Raw genomic sequence first — 19588 nt, 5'->3', positions numbered from 1 at the left:
CCCTATTCCGCTGCTTCGATCTGGCCCAGCGCCAGGAGCTGGCCGATCTCCCGGGCGATGAAGCGCGCGGTGATCGGGGTTCCGTCGTAGTGCAGCACCGGCACGAGCTTGGCCGGATCGATCTCGCCCTCGTTCATCAGCAGGGTCCGCAGCTGGGCGTCACGGTTCTGCTCGACCACGAACACCCGCTCGTGCGCGGCGACGAACTCATAGACCTCGTCGCAGAACGGGAAGCCGCGCAGGCGCATCGCGTCGAGATGGCGGCCCTGCCCTTCCAGGTGCTCCAGCGCCTCCAGCATCGAAGGCGTGGTGGAGCCGAAATAGATCACCCCGTCAGGAGTCTTGCGCTTGGCGTCACGGCGGATCGGCGCCGGGATCAGGCTCTTTGCGGTCTCGAACTTGCGCAGCAGGCGCTGCATGTTGTCGACGTAGACCGACCCCTCCTCCGAATAGCGGGCGTAGGGATTGCGCGAGGTGCCGCGGGTGAAATAGGCGCCCTTGGACGGGTGTTCGCCGGGATAGGTGCGGAACGGGATGCCGTCGCCGTCGACGTCCTTGTAGCGGCCGAAATCGGCGCCCGCGTCCAGCATCTCGGCGGTCATCACCTTGCCGCGGTCGATCTGGCGCTTGTCATCCCAGGCGAAGGGCGCGCACAGCCACTCGTTCATGCCGATGTCGAGGTCGAGCATGACGAAGACGGTGGTCTGCAGCCGGTCGGCCAGGTCGAAGGCCTGCGCGCCCATCTCGAAGCACTCGCCGGGATCGCAGGGCAGCAGCATGGGGTGCTTGGTGTCGCCGTGGCTGGCGTAGGCCGCGCCGATCAGGTCGGCCTGTTGGGTCCGCGTCGGCATGCCGGTGGACGGGCCGCCGCGCTGCACGTCGAAGATCACCGCCGGGATCTCGGCGAAGTAGGAAAGGCCGATGAACTCGGTCATCAGCGAGACCCCTGGCCCGGAGGTGCAGGTGAAGGCCCGCGCGCCGTTCCAGCCCGCGCCCACCACGATGCCGATCGAGGCGATCTCGTCCTCGGCCTGGACGATGGCGTATTTCGCCTTGCCGTCCGGCGCCACGCGCAGGTCCTGGCAGTAGCCGGTGAAGGCCTCGGCCAGCGAGGTCGACGGAGTGATCGGATACCAGGCGCAGACCGTGGCCCCGCCATAGACCGCGCCCAGGGCCGCGGCGGAATTGCCCTCGACATAGATGCGCTCGCCCACCTTGTCGGCCTTCCTGACCTGCAGGCGGATCGGCGCAAGGTTCTCGCGGACATAGTCGACGCCCAGGCGCAGGGCCTCGAAGTTGGCGGTGATCAGCTTGGCGCGGCCTGCGAACTGTTCGGACAGGATGGTCTCGATCACCGCCGGATCGATGCCGAGCAGCGCCGCCAGCGCGCCCAGGTAGACGATGTTCTTGAAGAGCTGCCGTTCGCGCGGCAGCTCATAGCGGTCGTTGCACATCGCCGTCAGCGGCACGCCGACGACGGTGATGTCGTCCCGGAACTTGCTGGGCGGCAAGGGCTTGGTGTTGTCGTAGAACAGGAAGCCGCCGGGCTCGATCTCCGCCAGGTCGCGGTCCCAGGTCTGCGGGTTCATGGCGACCATCAGGTCGACGCCGCCGCGGCGTCCCAGATGCCCGTCCTCCGTAACCCGCACCTCGAACCAGGTCGGCAGGCCCTGGATGTTCGAGGGGAAGATGTTGCGCGCCGCCACCGGCACGCCGCAGCGCAGGATCGACTTGGCGAACATGCCGTTGGCGCTGGCCGAGCCAGAACCGTTCACATTGGCGAACTTGACGACGAAGTCGTTGACTACCGGGACTGGCATGCCGCCCCCGCGTGGGTCATCTCCAGGGTGAAGCGTTGCATATCCCATGCCCCCGTGGGGCAGCGCTCGGCGCACAGGCCGCAGTGCAGGCAGACGTCCTCGTCCTTGACCATGATCCGCCCGCCGACCAGCGTTCCGGAGACGTAGAGATCCTGGGCGAGATCGAGCGCCGGAGCCTTGAGCTTGGTGCGCAGTTCCGCCTCATCGGTCGCGCTGTCGTGGACGAAGCTGATGCAATCCACCGGGCAGATGTCCATGCAGGCGTCGCACTCGATGCACAGGTTGTCGGCGAACACCGTCTGGACGTCGCAGTTCAGGCACCGCTCGGCCTCCTTGTAGCCGGTGGCCGGATCGAACCCGAGTTCGACCTCCAGCTTCACGTCCTTCAGCGCCACGGCCTTGTCGCGCAGCGGCACGCGGTAGCGGCGGTCGTTGGCGATGTCGTTGTCGTAGCTCCACTCGTGGATGCCCATCTTCTGGGAGACGAGGGAGAAGTCGGGCGGCGGCCGGTCGGCCACGTCCTGGCCATTGCAGTATTTGTCGATCGAGACAGCCGCGTCATGGCCGTGCGCCACCGCCCAGATGATGTTCTTGGGCCCGAAGGCCGCGTCGCCGCCGAAGAAGACGCCCGGGACCGTCGACTGCATGGTGACCGGGTCGACCTTGGGCATGTCCCACTCGTCGAACTCCATGCCGATGTCGCGCTCGATCCAGGGGAAGGCGTTCTCCTGGCCGACCGCCACCAGCACGTCGTCGCATTCGTAGTGCTCGTCCGGCGCGCCCGACGGGACCAGACGGCGGCGGCCCTTGTCGTCGTAGACCGCTTCCACGACCTCGAAGGTCACGCCGGTGAGCTTGCCGCCCTCGTGGGTGAAGGCCTTGGGGACGCGGAAGTTGATGAACGGGATGTCCTCGTGGATCGCGTCTTCCTTCTCCCAGGGCGAGGCCTTCATCTCCTCGTACCCGGAACGGACGATCACCTTGACGTCCTCGCCGCCCAGCCTTCGGCTCGTGCGGCAGCAGTCCATGGCGGTGTTGCCGCCGCCCAGCACGATCACCCGCTTGCCGATCCTGTCGACGTGGCCGAACGAGACCGAGCTCAGCCAGTCGATGCCGATGTGGACGTTGGCGCGGGTCTCTTCGCGGCCGGGGATATCCAGGTCGCGGCCGCGCGGCGCGCCGGAGCCCACGAAGATCGCGTCATAGCCCTCGCCCAGCAGCGCCTTCAGGCTGTCGATCCGCTCGCCGAGCCTCAGCGTCATGCCGAGGCCGGTGATGTAGCCCACCTCCTCGTCGATCACCCCCTCGGGCAGGCGGAAGCGCGGGATCTGCGAGCGGATCATGCCGCCCGACTTCGCGTCGCCGTCGAAGATGGTGATGTCGTAGCCCAGGGGCGCCAGGTCGCGCGCCACGGTCAGCGAGGCCGGCCCGCAGCCGATCATCGCCACCCGCTTGCCGTTCATCTGGGCCGCCGGCGCGGGCATCCGGTCGGAGACGTCGTCCTTGTTGTCGGCCGCGACCCTCTTCAACCGGCATATGGCGACCGGCTCCTCCTCGACGCGTCCTCGCCGGCAGGCGGGTTCACAGGGGCGATCGCAGGTCCGCCCGAGCACGCCGGGGAAGACGTTCGATTGCCAGTTGATCATGTAGGCGTCGGAATACCGGCCCTCGGCGATCAGCCGGATGTACTCCGGCACCGGGGTGTGCGCCGGACAGGCGAACTGGCAATCGACGACTTTATGGAAGTAGTCGGGAGTCCACGCGTCGGTACGTTGCAACGGTCTCAGGTCCCTTCCCGCGACGCTCTACTCTCGAGGCGGCAAGTCGGACCCGGGGCGGGCGCGGAAACCAAGGGCGCGGGCTCGGGAGAGGCTTAAGCCGTCACAACGCGGCGTTCTTCCCTCAGGTTAGGCCCCGTTCGCCGGTGAAGCCAAGCCCATTTCCGGACCCTTGTTCGATGATTTCCGGTCGGAAATGCGAATGTTGCGAGAATTCCTGCCCCTTCCCGGCCCAGCTTCCGTCGCGGCCCCTCAAGCGAACGTGAGCGGCGGCCCAGCTTTTCTGGCGAGCGGACGGATTTCCTAATGGTAACTTAACGACGGGAGAGCCCCGCGTGCGCCGCGCGGGGGATTGGGAGGCCGCGATGGAACCGCAGGAAGTCCCCGTACAGGAGTCACAGGCCTATCCGGAACCGCCGCTCGACGAGGGCATCGGCCCCACGAGCCTGTTCCAGGAGATCAACGCGCGCCGCGCCCGCGTCGAGAACACCGAACTGTTGCAGCAGCTGCGGGGGCTCTAGCCCAAGCGCGTCATCCCGGTTTCCGCGGAGCGGAAGACCGGTACCCATCGACTCGGCTTCAACAGAAAAGGGCCCGGCAGGTCGGCCGAGCCCTCCTTGGCGCACGCGGCGCTTGTGGGTCCCGGACAGCCGCATTCGCGGCTTCCGGGATGACACTCTGGATCAGTCCGCCTTCTTGGCCGCGGCCTTCTTCGGGGCGGCTTTCTTGGCGGGCTTGGGGGCCTCGTCGTCGCCATAGCCTTCCGGCAGGTCGTCGTCGGCCATCAGCTCGTCCTTGGAGACCTTGGCGTCCTTGACCTTGGCCTTCTCGACGATCAGGTCGACGACCTTGTCTTCGAAGATCGGCGCGCGCAGCTGGGCCTGGGCGTTGGGGTTCTGGCGGAACAGGTCGAACACCTGCTGCGCCTGCGGCCCGTACTTCATGGCCTCCTGGCGCATGGCCTCGCCCAGCTCCTGGTCGGTGACCTGGACGTTGTTGGCGCGGCCGATCTCGGCCAGCACCAGGCCCAGGCGCACGCGGCGCTCGGCGATCTTGCGGTATTCCTCGCGCAGCTTCTTGTCGGACTTGTTCTTGTCCTCGTCCGGCAGGTTCCCGGCTTCCTTGTCCTGCTCCACCTGCTGCCAGATGGCGGCGAACTCGGCCTCGACCATCTTCGGCGGCAGCGGGAAGCTGTGCTTGGTGTCCAGCTGGTCCAGCAGGGCGCGCTTCAGCTTGAAGCGGCTGGCGCCGGCGTATTCGCGCTCCAGGTTGCCCTTCAGCAGCTCCTTGAGCTTCTCCAGGCTCTCGATGCCCAGGCGGGTTGCCAGCGCGTCGTCGGCAGGGGCGTCGACCGCGGCCTTCACTTCCTTGACCTTCACGGCGAAGACCGTGGCCTTGCCGGCCAGGTTGGCGGCCTGGTAGTCGGCCGGGAAGGTGACCTTCACCTCGACGTCGTCGCCGGGCTTTGCGCCCTTCAGCTGGTCCTCGAAGCCCGGGATGAACTGGCCGGAGCCCAGCACCAGCTCGGCGTCGCTCGCCGTGCCACCCTCGAAGGCCTCGCCGTCCAGCTTGCCCACGAAGTCGATGACCACCATGTCGCCGTCCGCGGCCTTCACGGCCTTGCCGGTCTTGGCCTCGTAGGTGCGGTTCTGCTTGGCCAGGTCGGCCAGCGCCGCGTCCACTTCCTTGGCGGTGGGCTCGTAGACCGGCCGGGTCAGCGACAGCTTGGCGATGTCGGTGGGCTCGAACTCCGGCATCACGTCGACGGCCAGTTCATAGGCGAGGTCCGCCTTGCCCTCGATCACCTGCGCCATGTCGGCTTCCGGCTTCAGGTCCGGCTCGGCGGCGGGGCGCAGCTTGTTGTCGTCCAGCACCTTCTGGGTGGTCTCGTTGAGGGTCTTCTCGACCACCTCGCTCATCAGCGCCTTGCCGTAGAGGCGGCGCACGTGGCCCGGCGGCACCTTGCCGGGGCGGAAGCCCTTGATGTTGAGGGTCGGGGTGACCTCGGCGATCCGGGCGTCCAGGGCGGCGTTCAGCTCGGCTACGGGCACCGTCACGCCGAACACGCGGCTCAGGCCATCGCTAGACTTTTCAACGATCTGCATCGACATCTTCAGGACTTCCGGTTCGTCTATTGCGGACCGCCGCGCGTCCGGCGCGCCTGCGGCCTCGTGGAGGATTGGAACTATAGCCGCCCGGGCGGCGGAGGGCGCGGGTTATGTCACGCCCTTTCCGCTTCGCCAAGGACCCCGCCTGCCAAGCCCGTCAGGACGAAGCAGGATGGTGCGGCTAGAGGGACTCGAACCCCCACGGTTGCCCGCTGGTACCTAAAACCAGTGCGTCTACCAATTCCGCCATAGCCGCTTGCCGCCGCCATTAGCCGGGAAGCCGGGGGCCGCCAAGCCTCGTCGGCGCCGCAACGGGCGTCAGGGGGCCGCCGCGGCGACCACGCGCCCGCCCTTCACCACCGCCGCCACCTCGCCGACCGCTTCGATCCGTTCGAACGGGTTGGCCGCCAGCAGCACGATGTCGGCCGTTTCGCCCGGCGCCAGGGTTCCGGCGTCCGCCCGGCCGAGGAAAGCGGCGGGCTCGACGGTGGCGGTCCTCAGCGCCGCATAGGGCGAAAGCCCCGCGCGGACGAACAGCGCCAGTTCGCGGCGCAGGCTGGCGACCGGGGCCTCGCACGGCGCGGGCATGTCGGTCCCGGCCAGCAGCGGGACGCCGGCGGCGCGGATCGCCTTCACGTCGTCCAGTTCGGCCTGCAGGGCGCGGGCGCGGAGATCGCCGGGCGTGTCCTTGAGCCAGGCGCTCGCCGCCGCCTGGCACGCCGCGGCCCCGCCGGGCGGGGCGAAGCGCCGGAAATCGGCGTCGACGAAGCTCGCGTCGGCGAAGTCCAGGCTGAGCGTCGGGGTCCACCAGACCGGCTTGGCGGCCATCTTCGCCAGCACCGCCGCGCATCGGGGCGGATCGCGTTCGGCGCGCAGGTCGAGCGCCACGCGGTCTGCGGCGCCGACCCCGCCGCGGCTGAGCGCCCCGATCCACAGGTCCGCGGCCTTGGCCGGCGGCCGGGCGCCGCAGCTCTTGGAGAGGCTGACTTCCATGTGCTCGATGCTGCGCTGGCCGGCGGCCACGGCGGTCTGCAGGTCGATGGCGAATGGCAGGTGGCCGGCCACCGGCAGGCCCCGCGCCTGGGCGGCCGCCACCGTCGCGGCGTAGCTCGCCGCGTCGAGGCCGCTGTAGACCTTCACGAACTGGGCGCCGCCGGCGGCCAGCCCCGCCACCGCGTCGGCGGCCTCGGCGGGGGCCGCCACATGCAGTTCGATGGGCCGGCTCCAGGGCGTGGCCGGCCCGTTCACCACCGGCCCCGCGGCCACCAGGTCGGGCAGCGGCTGGCGGTTGTTCGCCAAGGCCGCGCGGAAGGCGGCGAGTTCGCCCAGGGTCGAGCCCATGTCGCGCAGGCCGACCACCCCGCCACGCAGCATCTGGGCGAGCGTCGCGATCGCCTGCGGGCCGTCAGCCTGGGCCAGGACGTGGACGTGCATGTCCCAGAGGCCGGGAATCGCAAACCGCCCTCGCCCGTCCAGCCTCGGCACGCCCGGCGGAATGCGCAGCCCCCGGCCGATGGCGGCGATCCGCGCGCCGGCGATCAGGATCGTCTGGTCCCGGGCGACCCGGTCGTTCACCATGGAGAGCACCGACACATGGGCGATCGCCAGCGACGGCTTGGCGGCCGACGCTTCGGAGGCCACCGGGCGGCCCCGCGGAACCTCGAAGCCCTGCTTCACCGCCCGCACGATCCTCGTGACCGCGTCGAAGCGCTGGGTGGGATCGGCCTTCAGGACCAGGAAGCTCGCCTCATAGCCCGGCTGCAGGACGCCGATCCTGCGGCCTGGAAAGATGAAGCGCGGCGTCTTGACCGCCAGCGCGACGAAGGCCTCCTTCGGCGTGAAGACCTTGAGGTCGACCAGGTAGCGCGCCTCGGCGATCGCGGCGTCCGCCACGCCATCGGTGCCGATCAGGATCGGGACGCCCGCGGCCTTCAGCTTCATGAGGTTCGCCCGCTGCATGGCCTGGATGGCGGGCAGCCGCGTCTTGTCCCGGTTGTTCAGCGCATAGCTGGCGGTCGCCACCACCCGGATGTGAGCGCGGGCGGCCGCGCGGGCGTCGGCGTCGGTGATCGCGTACTGGGCGACGGGGCCGACGCCGCCGTAGTAGCCCGGCATGTGCGCCGCCTCGTCGACGCCGGCGGCCACGATCACGCGGAAGTCGGCGGCGGTCTCGATGTGGGCCGCGACCCGCAGGCCCCGCCGATGCGCCGCCTGGACGATCAGCGGGACCAGCGCCGGGTCCAGCCCCTTCATCTCGCCGTAGGCCGGATCGTCCCGGCGCTTTTCGTACTCGTCGGAGAACATCAGGATGATCTTCACGAACTGGGCGTTCTGGGCGACCAGGCGGTCCAGCACCGGGTCGATGTCGGCGGCCCTGGTCACCTCGTGGAAGGCGTCGCCCAGCAGATCCTGCGGCCGCTTGTCGGGATAGACGCCCATGCGGATCAGGTTCTCGTAGAGCCCCTCCGGGTGGCCGCCGGGCGCGGTCACCGCCCCCATGGACAGCACAGCGTCCACATGGCCGGGACCGGCAAGGGCCTGGCGGATTCCCGGCCCCAGCGAAGCGAGCAGCGTCGGGTTCATCAGGTAGAAGACGCCCGCCGCCATGGCCTGGTCGCTCACCTGGCTCGTGCGGCCGGCCATGTGGTTGTGGGCGTCGGCGAAGGGCGGGACGACATAGCCGCCGCCCAAGTCGACCACCTCCGCGGCGCCACCGGCCGGGCGGGGAACGAACAGACCGTCGCGGACGTAGCGGTCGCCGGCCACAAACCCGGCTCCGCTCCACCAACGACCATGCGTGTAGGCGACCACCGGGCCCGCGGCCGCCAAGGCCTGGGACGCGCCCGCCAGGAACGCCAGACTCCACACCACCAGGATCCAAACCATCGACCGCATCACTCTACTCCCAAAGCTTTAGGAGAAGCTGGCGCCATTTGCGGGTCGCGGTTGGAAAAGCCGCCAACGGGCGAGCCGATCGATGAACGGGCGCCTCAGACGATGAGCGGGCGCAGCGCCTTGACGCCGTTGCGGCTGATCGGCACCCGCTCGCCGGTGGTCATGTGCGCCAGCATGCGCCCGCCGCCGGCCGGCTCGGCGCGTTCGAGGAAGGCGAGCTGGATGATCGCCGAGCGGTGCACGCGGATGAACCGCGCCGGGTCCAGCCGCGCCTCGAATTCGCCCAGGCTCATGCGGACCAGGTGGCGGCCGTTCGCCGTGGAGACCTCGGAATAGTCCTGGGCGCCGGCGATGGCGACGATGTCGCGCACGTCCACCGGACGGAAGTCCTCGCCCTGGCGGATCAGATAGCGCTCCAGCGGCGGAGCGGCGCCCGGTGGCGTTTCCGCGGAAAGCGCCGCCGGCGCCGGCGCCGCGCGCAGGGCGTAGCTGGCCGCGGCGAAGGCGCTGTAGACCGCCACGCCCTGGAACGCCTGCCAGGCGAGCGCGACCCCGGAGAACCCGTGGATATGGAACCCGTCGCCGGTGAGCCACGAGCCTGTGGCCAGCAGGATCACCGCTGCGCCGTACCAGGCCAGGGCGAAGGCGAAGGCCAGGGCCACGTGCCCTGCGGCCTGGACCCAGACCGCTCGCGCGGCCAGCCGGCGCACCAGGGCGCGGGTGGCCAGGGCCAGTCCGGCCAGAGGCGCCACATTGGCCGCGGCGTCGGTGACGGCGTGCAATGGGCCGGCGCCGCCGGTTGTGACGAAGATCGCCACATAGAGCAGCCAAAGACCCGCCAGGCCGGCGGCCAGCAGCGCCGCGGGACTGGGCCGCGCCGCGGCTTTCCGGTCGAGCGATAGGGCCAGGGTCATGACCCATCTAGGCTGACACGGCCCCGCGAACTGTCCAGTCTCCTCATCGCCGCGGATGACAGCGGGCGCGGCTGCGGGCAGAAGGCGGCCATGGGCTCAGGCGTGCTCTTCGTCCACAACAACTTCCCGGGCCAGTTCCGGCACCTGGCGCAGGCGCTGGTGGCGCGCGGCGTGCCGTGCCAGGCGCTGGGCGGGGCGAACGCGCCGGGCCTGCCGCCGGTGGGCATGAACCGCTACGGCCTGTCGCGCGGGTCCACCCCGGGCGTCTTCCCACTGGCCGTCCGCGCCGAGGCCGACCTGATCCGCGCCGCCAGCGCCTGGCGCGCGGCCGGCCGGATGAAGGCCGCCGGGATGGATCCGCAGGTGATCGTGGGCCACCCCGGCTGGGGCGAGACCGCCCTGCTGCACGAGGTCTGGCCGGACGCGAAGCGGGTGATCTTCTCGGAGTTCTTCTACCACGGCCGCGGCTTCGACGTGGGCTTCGACCCGGAATTCGGCGAGCCCAGCGAGCGGGTGGCGCTCACCGCCGAGGCCAAGAACGCGGTGATGGCCTGGGCGCTCACCCAGGCCGACGCGATCGTCACGCCCACCGAATTCCAGGCCTCGGCCCTGCCGCCGGTGTTCCGTCCCCTTACCCGGGTGATCCACGAGGGCGTCGATATCGAGCAGGTCCGCCCCGCGCCCGCCGAGCCCTTCGCCCTGGCCGACGGCCGCTTCATCGCACCCGGGACGCCGGTGATCACCTATGTGAACAATAACCTGGAGCCGCTGCGCGGCCTGCACATCTTCGCCCGCGCCCTGCCCCGGCTGATGGCCGAGGCGCCGGACGCCCAGGTGCTGGTGTTCGGCGACACCAGCCGCCGGGCCTATGGCGGCGAACCCACGGACGGGCGGACCTGGCGGGAGGTGTTCTTCGAAGGGCTGGAGGTCGACGCCCAGCGCCTGCATTTCGTCGGCAAGGTCCCGCCGGACGCGCTGCTGGCGGCCATGCGGCTCTCCACCGCCCACGTCTACTACACCTACCCCTTCGTGCTCTCCTGGTCGCTGGTCGAGGCCATGGCCGCCGGCTGCTACGTGGTGGCCTCCGACACCGCGCCGGTCCGCGACGCCATCGAGGACGGGGTCAACGGCCGGCTCCTGCCGTTCTTCGATTCCGACGCCCTGGCGACGGCCCTGATTGAGGCCTGCCGCGATCCGCAGGCTTCGGCGCCGCTGCGCGCGGCGGCGCGGGCGACGGCGGTGGCGAGGTTCTCGCGCGACGCGGGGCTCAAGGCCTGGTTCGAGGTGCTGCGCGCCCAGGGGCTGGAGCTCCCCGCCTAGCCACACCCAACCTGTCTAGCCGCAGCGGACCTGCTCGATCAGCCCGGTGTGGGCGTTGAACAGGAAGTTCAGCCGGCCGGGATCGACGTCGTCGGACAGCTTGCAAGTGGTGCAGGCGACGCGCTGGCGGCTGGGGTCCACCGGCACCGGGATCAGGGTGCGCGAGCGGCCGATCATCCCCTGCATGTTGGCCGCGCCGCAGGAGTCGCTCGCCGCGGGCTCCGGCCGCGGGATCGGGGTCGCCAGCCGGGGCGTGGGCGCGGCCTGGGCGACGGGCGGCGGCCGGGCCGGAGCCTCGGGAGCCGGCGGGGGCGCTTGGGGGGACGTCGGCGAGGTCGCCGCGACCGTGGTCGGATAGTCCGGCACGGCGCAGCCGGCCATGGCGAGCGCCAGCGCGGCGACGGCCGGCAGGGTCGCGGCCCTCACGCCTGCTTCTCCCAGCCGCGCGCCTGCTGCTTCCAGTAGGACAGCGCCGCACCGGCGGCCTTCAGCGCGCTCCATTGCGCGCGGGCCACCGCCAGCTGCGCCTCGTCGCCGCCGTCGAACAGCACCAGGCAGCGGGCGTAGCCGTCGAGGTCGCCGGGCTCGGCGCCGTCCACCAGGAACAGGGCCTCGGCGGCGTTGGGGTTGTCGAAGCCGGTGGTCAGCAGGATCGGCTGGCGCGCGGCCTGCGGCTCGTCCTCCAGCCCGTGCGGCAGGAAGCTGTCGTCGCGCCAAGTCCAGAGCGCGGCGTCGATGTGGCTGAGCCTCGGCCCCTCGCGCGCCCTGACCAGCGCCTTCCAGCCGCGCTGCAGCGTCTTTTCCAGCAGTTCCGGCAAGGCCTGCTCCAGCCCGGTGCGCTCCAGGTGGTAGAACCAGACCTCGATCGCCGCCTCAGCCACCCGCGCTCACCCCTCGTAGCTGTCGGCCACCATCTGGTTCAGCAGGCGCACGCCGAAGCCGGTGGCGCCCTCCGGGATGGTGGGGACGGACGACGGCTTCTTCCAGGCGGTCGACGCGATGTCGAGGTGCGCCCAGGGCACGCCGTTGGTGAAGCGCTGGATGAACAGGGCCGCGGTGATCGAACCGCCCGGCCGCCCGCCGGTGTTCTTCATGTCGGCGATCATCGAGTCGAGGGCCTTGTCGTACTGCCCGGGCAGCGGCATCCGCCACAGGGCGTCGCCCGAGGCGGCCGAAGCGGCCATCAGGTTCGCGCCCAGGGTCTCGTCGTTGGCGTAGCAGCCGGCGTAGTCGTTCCCCAGCGCGATGATGATCGCCCCGGTGAGCGTCGCCAGGTCGACCATGAACTTCGGCTTGAAGCGGTTCTGGCAATACCAGACGGCGTCGGCCAGCACGAGACGGCCCTCGGCGTCGGTGTTGATCACCTCGATGGTCTGGCCGGACATGGAAGTCAGCACGTCGCCGGGGCGGTAGGCGTTGCCGTCGGGCATGTTCTCCACCAAGCCCAGGATGCCGATGGCGTTGACCTTGGCCTTGCGTCCCGCCAGCACGTGCATCAGGCCGGCGACCGCCCCCGCGCCGCCCATGTCCCACTTCATGTCTTCCATGTTCTCGGCCGGCTTCAGCGAGATGCCGCCGGTGTCGAAGCAGACGCCCTTGCCGATGAAGGCGATGGGCTGGGCCTTTTTGTCGTCCGCCCCGTACCACTTCATGATCGCCAGCTGGCTGTCGCGCACGCTGCCCTGGCCGACGCCAAGCAGGCTGCCCATGCCGAGCTTCATCATCTCGGCCTCGCCCAGCACCTCGACCTCCAGGCCGAGCGCCTCGAGCTTCTTCACCCGGGCGGCGAACTCGGCCGGATAGAGGACGTTCGGCGGCTCGGAGACCAGGTCGCGAGTGAAGCTGACCGCATCGGCCAGGGCGGCCAGCGGTTCGAACGCCTTCAGTGCGGCAGCGCCATCGCCCGCCACGATCTCGGTCTTGACCACCGAGGGCTTCTTTTCCGCGGGCTCCTTGGTCCGGTACTTGTCGAAGCGGTAGCTGGCCAGGCGCACGCCCAGCGCCGCGCGGGCCGCGAGCGCCGCCGAGGCGTCCGGCAGCTCGATGCGCAGGGTCTCCAGCCCCGAGGCCTTCACCGCCGCATAGGCCGAGGCCGCGGCGTGCTCGATGGCCATGGCGTCGGCCGCCTCGGCCTTGCCCACGCCCACCAGCACCAGCCGCGCCGCCGCGCCGCCGGCCGGGGCCAGCACGTCCAGGGTCTGGCCCTTGGCGCCGGTGAACCGGCTGGCCTGCGCCGCCTGCGCCGCCGCCCCCTCCAGGGCCGCGCCCTCATGGACCACCCGGGCCAGGGCGGTCTTCGGCGAAAGGGCGGCTGCGGCGGCGACGAACTCGATGTCCATACGGGTTTCTCAACACATCCTGGGGTTGGCGAAGCGAAAAGGTCACGCCGGGGTCGGATCGCGCCCTGACTTGCCGCCTGCCGGTTGTCCGGCGCGGCGACGCATGGTTTAGATCACCTCCGCGGCGGGGGCGCGGCCAAAAATCCGAGTGAGCCCTTTCTAATCGATGCGCCTGATCGACCGCTACCTGTTCCGCCAACTCCTTGGCCCCACCGTCTTCGCCATCGCGGCGCTGACGGCCGTCGCCCTGCTGGGCGAAAGCCTTTCGAGCCTGGACTACATCGTCAACCAGCGGCAGAGCGCGATCGTCTTCCTGAAGATCACCTTCCTGACCCTGCCGCAGCTGCTCAACATGGTGCTGCCGATCGCGGTCTTCGTCGCCGCCCTGGTGGCGCTGAACCGGCTGCACACCGAGCAGGAGATCGTGGTCTGCTTCGCGGGTGGCATGAGCCGCTGGCGGGTGATCTCGCCGGCCATCCACCTGGCCAGCACGGTGGCGCTGCTGGCGCTGCTGATGAACCTGTGGGTGCAGCCGGTCACCTACCGCGCGCTGCGCCAGGTGCTGATGGACATCCGCGGCGACCTCGCCGCCACCCTGGTGCGCGAAGGCGAGTTCACCGAGCCCGCGCCCGGCCTCACGGTCTACGCCCAGAGCATCGACCGGCGCGGCGACATGCATAACCTCTTCATCCACCAGCTGAAGGACAACGGCGGCGCCACGACCTACATGGCCAACACCGGCCACATCGCCAAGCGCAACGGCCAGGCGGTGCTGATCCTGCAGAACGGCTCGACCCAGGGGTTCTCGGCGCGCGGCGTGCTGCAGTACCTGACCTTCAACGAATATCCGTTCGAGCTGTCCCAGCTCAGCAACCCGGACGAGCTGATCCACTACAAGTTCTCCGACCGCTATCTGCACGAGCTGTTCCACCCCGACCTCCAGCAGGGCTGGGAGAAGAAGAACCGCAAGGCGCTGCTGGCCGAGGGCCACGAACGGATCGCCACCCCGCTCTACAACATCGTGGCCATGTGCATGGCGCTGTCGGCGATCATCGGCGGCGGATTCTCGCGCCTGGGCTACATCCGCCGGATCGTCACCATGGGCGCGCTGGCGGTGGTGGTCCGGGTGCTGGGCTTCGCCGCCCAGTCGGCCAGCGAAGGCGCGGTCTGGGTCAACGTCCTGCAATACGCCATACCGCTGACCGCCATGGGGCTGTCGCTGCGCAGCGTCTTCCGCCAGCGGGTCAGCCGCTTCATCGACATCCGCCGGCGCCCGACGCGCATCGCCCCCGTCCCGGCCTGAGGCGGCGATGCGAAACCGCCTGGAACGCTATGTCCTCTACCGCAACCTGACCGGGGTGGCCGGCGCGCTGGCCGTGATCACCGCGGTGATCCTGCTGGTGCAGTTCATCGAGGTCGGACGCTCGTTCGGCGTGCGCACCGACGTCAGCGCCGCCGACGTCCTGGGCCTGACCCTGCTGAAGTCGCCCTCGGTGATCCAGATCCTGCTGCCGCTGGTCTTCCTGTTCGGGGTGATGTTCGCCTATGTGGGCCTGAACCGCCGAAGCGAGCTGGTGGCCATGCGCGCCGCCGGGGTCTCGGCCTGGCGGTTCATCATGCCCTCGGCGATCGCCGCCTTCGTCGGCGGCGTCATCGCGATCGTCGCCATCAACCCGGTCGCGGCGGACATGTACGCCCGCTACGAGACGGACCGGGCGAACATCGTGGCCAACAACCTGAGCGACGCGCCCAAGGACATCTGGCTGCGCCAGGGCGATGATCACAACCAGATGGTGATCCACGCCAAGTCGCGCGACACGGTGCAGGGCGAGGTGCGCCTGCGCGGGGTCTCGCTGTTCGTCTACCAGAAGAACGCCGCCGGGCAGCCGGAATTCAAGCGCCGGCTGGAGGCCGATGAGGCGCTGCTGCGCCCGGGGTTCTGGCAGCTCAAGAACGTGCGCGAGGCCACCGCTGGGGAAAGCTCGGTGCAGTCGGACAGCCTGACGATCCGCTCGACGCTGGATTCCGAGGCCGCCGTGGAGCGGTTCGCCGGCTCGCCCGATTCGATCACCTTCTGGCGGCTGCCGGGGGCCATCAAGCAGACCGAGGATTCCGGCTTCTCGGCGTCGGGCTACCGGCTGCGGTTCGAGCAGTTGCTGGCCACGCCGGTGATGTTCGCGGCCATGGCGATCCTGGCGGCGGCCTTCTCGCTGCGCCTGGTGCGCCTGGGCGGGCTGGCCGGGCTGGTGGGCGCGGGCGTGGCGCTGGGCTTCGTGGTGTTCTTCTTCAATCAGTTCTCCGGCGCGCTGGGCAAGGCCGACATCATCCCGCTGTTCGCCGCGGCCTGGGCGCCGGCGGTTGTGGCCCTGCTCTCCGGCCTCACCCTGCTCTGCTATACCGAAGACGGTTGAATCCTCCGCATGCCCGGCTATGCAGGCGTAACAGCGCGTCGCGATGAGGATCGGAAGGCCAGAATGACTCCGCGCCGGCGCGCCCTCCCCGCAGCCGCTTCGATCACCCCGCCGCGGGGCGCCAAGCGCGCCATGCTGGCCGGCGCGGCCGCGGCGGTGCTGTGGCCGGCCATGGCGCTGGCCCAGAGCCAGGGCCAGGCCCCACCCGACTTCCAGAGCCCCCTGGCGCGGGACCAGCGCGGCCAGGTTCTGAACGACACCGGCCTGCCCAGCCAGAAGCCCGCCGAGAAGAAGGTCCCCCAGCACCTCGACGGCCTGAAGCCGGGGGAGCTCTATCTGGAGGCCGACCAGCTCAGCCGCGACGACAAGGCCGGGATCACCACCGCCGAAGGCCACGTGGAGATCCGCTACGAGGACCAGACGCTGCGCGCCGACCGGGTGGTCTACAAGGAGCCGCCGTCCGACGCGCCCAGGAGCCACGACAAGGACGCCCCCGCCCAGGGGGTGATCCGCGCCTACGGCCACGTCCAGATCATCAAGGACGACGGCACGATCGAGTACGCCAACCAGATCACCCTCGACGACAAGATGCAGGCGGCGGTCGCCCAGGGCTTCTCGCTGCAGATGCACGACGTCAAGGCCAACCAGGACGTGCGGATTTCAAGCGACACCGCCGTGCGCCGCTCGGAGGACCTGCAGGAGCTGAACAAGGCGATCTACACCGCCTGCCCGATCTGCGTCGGCGACAAGCCGAAGTCGCCCACCTGGTCGCTGCACGCCGACCGCGTGGTGCAGGACCAGGTCCACCACGTGATCTACTACCGCCACGTCTGGATCCACATCCTGGGCCTGCCGGCGATCTACCTGCCGGTGTTCTGGCACGCCGACCCGACCGCGGACCGGGAATCGGGCCTGCTGAGCCCGCGGGTCGGCAACAACAGCCGCCTCGGCTTCTTCTACGAACAGCCCTACCTGCTGGTCTTCAGCCCGTCGGCCGACCTGACGATCAGCCCGCGGGTGATGACCAACGCCAACCCGTTCCTCAACCTGCGCTATCGCGAGGCGTTCAATTCCGGCGTGCTGGATGTGCGGGTGGGCTACACCCACGAGACCGACCTGGACCCCAAGGGCAATCCGATCGGCGACGACACCAACCGCAGCTACATCCTGGCGCGCGGCTCCTTCAAGGTGAGCGACGACTGGAGCGCCGGCTTCACCGCCGAGCGCAGCTCCGACACCCTGCTGTTCGACAAGTACGACATCGGCCGGGTCTACGAGGCGCGCGGGCCCTATGTGGCCGACGATCACCGGCTGATCAGCCAGGCCTACGCCATCCGCCAGGACGACAACTCCTTCTTCTCCGTGGCCGCGCTCGACATCCAGGGCCTGCGCCCAGGCGACAACAACCGCACCTTCCCGGTGGTCGCCCCGATCATCGAGGGCCGCTACGAGGATCCGAACGACGTGGCGGGCGGGCGGCTGCGCTTCAACGCCAGCGAGGTGACGCTCACCCGCGACCAGTCGCCGGATGTGCTCACCGAGCGGGCGCCGGGCATGGATTCGACCCGCGCCTCGGCCGGCTTCGACTGGAACCGGAACTTCACCTCTGAGGGCGGCCTGCGGTTTTCGCCCTTCGTCCAGGCGCGGGTCGACAACTTCTACATCACCGACATCCTGACCCAGCTCGGCCAGGTCACACCCACCAGCCTCGCGACCTTCACCAAGACCGAATCGCGCGCCGTGGGCACCGTCGGGGCCGACATCTCCTACCCGCTGTATCGCCGGGTCGGCGACGCCACGGTGGTGCTGGAGCCCCTGGCCCAGATCGCCGTCTCGCCCAAGGCCCAGCAGGTGGTGATCGGCCACAACCCCACCACCGGCCAGCCGATCTACTTCGACGAGGATTCGGTCGCCTTCGAGTTCGACGAGACCACCCTGTTCCAGGCCAACAAGTTCCCGGGCTACGACCTCTACGAGGACGGCGCGCGCCTCAACCTCGGCGGCCGCGCCTCGGTGCTGTGGGACGACGGCCGCCGCGCCAGCCTGCTGGTCGGGCGCAGCTTCCGGGACGGCTCGAACAACGTCTTCGCGCCGGGTTCAGGCCTGACCACCTCGGCCTCGGACTGGGTGGTCGCCGCCGACGCCGCCCCGATCAAGGAACTGACGTTCTTCGCCCGCACGCGGCTGGACGGCGAGACCTTCGCGATTCACCGCCTGGAAGCCGGCGCCGACGTCCACTTCAGCTGGACCTCCGGCTATGTCCGCTACCTGACCGACGACCAGGGGGTGAACGGCACGCCGGTCAAGAACCTGGACGCCGGCATGGATCTCAACCTGACCAAGAACTGGGGCGTCTCGGCCTACGGCAACCGGGACCTGCTTCAACATGCCTGGGTGGTCCGCGACGTGGGCGTGTTCTACAAGGATGATTGCATCCGGGTGGACGTGTATTACCGCCACGAAGACGTTATCATCGGGCGTCTGGGCTCTAGTGACCAGCTGTCCGTGCGCCTAACGCTCGCCACATTGGGCGCACCATTTTATGGCCATTGAGACTCCGGTCCGGGCCGCGCCGAACGAGGGAATGAACCTATCCATGATGTCCGCGCGTAACGTCACGAGCCTGGGGGCGCGGGGCGCTGTCGCAGCCGCCGCCCTGCTCATGGTGAGCGCCGCCCACGGAGCCTTCGCCCAGGCCGCCCGAGCCGCTGCAACGGCGACGCCGGCGGTCGCCGGAGCGTCAACGGGGGCCGGGGCTGCGCCCGTGCGCGCGTCGACTCCCGCCTACACCATGTCGCGGCCGATGTCGGAATCGGTGGCGGCCATCGTCAACGACGACATCATCTCCACCTATGACCTGGCGCAGCGCATGCGCCTGCTGATCGCCACCACCGGCATCCAGCCGACCCAGGAGAACCTGCCGGAATTCCAGCAGCAGGCCCTGCTGTCGCTGATCGACGAGCACCTGGAGCTGCAGGAGCTGAAGCGCGTCGAGAAGGACCAGAAGTTCCCGATCATCCTCAACGACCAGGAAGTCCGCGACGAGATCACCGACATGGCCTCGAACAACAAGATGACCGCCGACCAGCTGCTGGCTTCGCTGAAGTCGCAGGGAATCGCCGAGGACACCCTGTTCCAGCAGATCCGGGCCTCGCGCAGCTGGGAGCACTGGATCAGCGGCCGCTACGGCAGCCGCCTGCGCATCGGCGAGGACCAGATCCAGGCCACCAAGGCGCGGCTGGTCGCGGCCGCCTCCAAGCCGCAGTACGACGTCTCCGAGGTGTTCATCGACGCCGGCCGCGCGGGCGGCATGGACGCCGCCAACAAGGGCGCGGCCCAACTGGTCGCCCAGCTTCAGCAGGGCGCGCCCTTCGCCGCCGTGGCCCGGCAGTTCTCCTCGTCATCCACGGCCGCGGCCGGCGGTGACGCGGGCTGGATCAGCCCGGGCGAGATGCCGCCGCAGGTCGACACCGCCCTCGAGCAGCTGCGTCCAGGCCAGCTCTCCCAGCCGATCCCGGTGAAGGACGGCGTCTACATCATCTATCTGCGCGACAAACGGGCCGGCGCCGGCCAGACCCTGGTCAGCCTCAAGCAGGCCGCCATCGCCCTGCCGGCCGATGCGCCGGCCGCCGACGTCGAGGCCGCCAGAACCAAGCTCATCGCCGTGCGGTCCCAGATCAAGGACTGCGCCACCCTGGAAGCCACGGTGCGCAACACCCCCGGGGTGATCGCCGGCGACCTGGGCGAGGCCGAAACCTCGGACCTGCTGCCGGAGTTCGCCGAAGCCGCCAAGACCCTGCAGCCGGGCCAGCTCTCCCAGCCGATCCGCACCAAGGTCGGCCTGCACGTGCTGGCGGTCTGCGGCAAGCGCGCGGCGGGCGCCGCCCAGATCGACCACGACCAGATCGAGAACCGCCTGAAGGGCCAGCAATTGTCGATGATCTCGCGGCGCGCCCTGCGCGACCTGCACTCGACGGCCACCATAGAGCAACGGTAGCGCGGC

Annotated in this window: 14 protein-coding genes and 1 tRNA gene; 6 read left to right on the top strand and 9 right to left on the bottom strand. The window is 69.8% G+C overall.

All coding sequences use genetic code 11. The features are described from left to right. Window positions 1-2 precede the first annotated feature (2 nt). Window positions 3-1820 carry a 2-oxoacid:acceptor oxidoreductase subunit alpha gene (locus tag VGL85_RS21000; RefSeq protein ID WP_331590984.1) on the bottom strand — a complete coding sequence of 606 codons (1818 nt, stop codon included), beginning with the start codon at window positions 1818-1820 and terminating at the stop codon, window positions 3-5. Beyond that, window positions 1805-3598, bottom strand: a complete 1794-nt coding sequence (locus VGL85_RS20995; RefSeq protein WP_331590983.1) for an FAD-dependent oxidoreductase — start codon at window positions 3596-3598, stop codon at window positions 1805-1807. Before VGL85_RS20995 ends, VGL85_RS21000 begins: the two co-directional genes overlap by 16 nt. Before the next feature lie 365 nt (window positions 3599-3963). Between VGL85_RS20995 and VGL85_RS20990 the strand changes: the two genes are divergently transcribed. After that, window positions 3964-4119 (top strand): hypothetical protein, encoded by a 156-nt coding sequence (locus VGL85_RS20990; RefSeq protein ID WP_331590982.1) that lies wholly within the window; start codon window positions 3964-3966, stop codon window positions 4117-4119. Between the two features lie 162 nt (window positions 4120-4281). On the opposite strand, the gene tig is transcribed toward VGL85_RS20990, so the two are convergent. The 4 genes from tig to VGL85_RS20970 form a co-directional block, all read right to left on the bottom strand. Beyond that, the gene (gene tig, locus VGL85_RS20985) at window positions 4282-5703 is read right to left on the bottom strand and encodes a trigger factor (protein WP_331590980.1); all 1422 of its coding nucleotides are present in this window, start codon (window positions 5701-5703) and stop codon (window positions 4282-4284) included. Window positions 5704-5879: 176 nt separating this feature from the next. Then, a tRNA-Leu gene (locus VGL85_RS20980) sits at window positions 5880-5962 on the bottom strand. A 62-nt stretch (window positions 5963-6024) separates the two neighbouring features. After that, complete coding sequence (locus tag VGL85_RS20975; protein ID WP_331590979.1) at window positions 6025-8601, bottom strand: amidohydrolase family protein; 2577 nt, start codon at window positions 8599-8601, stop codon at window positions 6025-6027. A gap of 95 nt (window positions 8602-8696) precedes the next feature. Continuing rightward, window positions 8697-9515, bottom strand: a complete 819-nt coding sequence (locus VGL85_RS20970; RefSeq protein WP_331590978.1) for a LytTR family DNA-binding domain-containing protein — start codon at window positions 9513-9515, stop codon at window positions 8697-8699. A 90-nt stretch (window positions 9516-9605) separates the two neighbouring features. Between VGL85_RS20970 and VGL85_RS20965 the strand changes: the two genes are divergently transcribed. Next, window positions 9606-10835, top strand: a complete 1230-nt coding sequence (locus VGL85_RS20965) for a glycosyltransferase (RefSeq protein WP_331590977.1) — start codon at window positions 9606-9608, stop codon at window positions 10833-10835. Between the two features lie 15 nt (window positions 10836-10850). On the opposite strand, the gene VGL85_RS20960 is transcribed toward VGL85_RS20965, so the two are convergent. Genes VGL85_RS20960 through VGL85_RS20950 form a run of 3 tightly spaced genes read right to left on the bottom strand, consistent with a single transcriptional unit; the run spans window position 10851 to window position 13174 of the window. Continuing rightward, on the bottom strand, window positions 10851-11261 hold the full coding sequence (locus VGL85_RS20960; protein ID WP_331590976.1) for a peptidase inhibitor I78: 411 nt from the start codon (window positions 11259-11261) through the stop codon (window positions 10851-10853). After that, window positions 11258-11716 carry a DNA polymerase III subunit chi gene (locus tag VGL85_RS20955; RefSeq protein ID WP_331590975.1) on the bottom strand — a complete coding sequence of 153 codons (459 nt, stop codon included), beginning with the start codon at window positions 11714-11716 and terminating at the stop codon, window positions 11258-11260. Before VGL85_RS20955 ends, VGL85_RS20960 begins: the two co-directional genes overlap by 4 nt. Before the next feature lie 6 nt (window positions 11717-11722). Continuing rightward, window positions 11723-13174 carry a leucyl aminopeptidase gene (locus tag VGL85_RS20950; RefSeq protein WP_331590974.1) on the bottom strand — a complete coding sequence of 484 codons (1452 nt, stop codon included), beginning with the start codon at window positions 13172-13174 and terminating at the stop codon, window positions 11723-11725. A gap of 166 nt (window positions 13175-13340) precedes the next feature. Between VGL85_RS20950 and lptF the strand changes: the two genes are divergently transcribed. The 4 genes from lptF (at window position 13341) to VGL85_RS20930 (ending at window position 19582) form a co-directional block, all read left to right on the top strand. Further along, entirely contained in the window at window positions 13341-14477 is a 1137-nt protein-coding gene (lptF, locus tag VGL85_RS20945; protein ID WP_331590973.1) for an LPS export ABC transporter permease LptF, read from the top strand. Between the two features lie 7 nt (window positions 14478-14484). Beyond that, window positions 14485-15585 (top strand): LPS export ABC transporter permease LptG, encoded by a 1101-nt coding sequence (lptG, locus tag VGL85_RS20940; protein WP_331590972.1) that lies wholly within the window; start codon window positions 14485-14487, stop codon window positions 15583-15585. A gap of 63 nt (window positions 15586-15648) precedes the next feature. Beyond that, entirely contained in the window at window positions 15649-18138 is a 2490-nt protein-coding gene (locus tag VGL85_RS20935) for an LPS-assembly protein LptD (protein ID WP_331590971.1), read from the top strand. Window positions 18139-18349: 211 nt separating this feature from the next. Then, window positions 18350-19582, top strand: a complete 1233-nt coding sequence (locus VGL85_RS20930; protein WP_331590970.1) for a peptidylprolyl isomerase — start codon at window positions 18350-18352, stop codon at window positions 19580-19582. The last annotated feature ends 6 nt before the right edge of the window (window positions 19583-19588 follow it).

The sequence above is a fragment of the Phenylobacterium sp. genome, assembly GCF_036501465.1.
In the GTDB taxonomy this organism is placed as follows: Bacteria; Pseudomonadota; Alphaproteobacteria; order Caulobacterales; family Caulobacteraceae; genus Phenylobacterium.
Note: the sequence above shows the minus strand (reverse complement) of the source record. Positions and strands in the feature narration are given on the sequence as shown.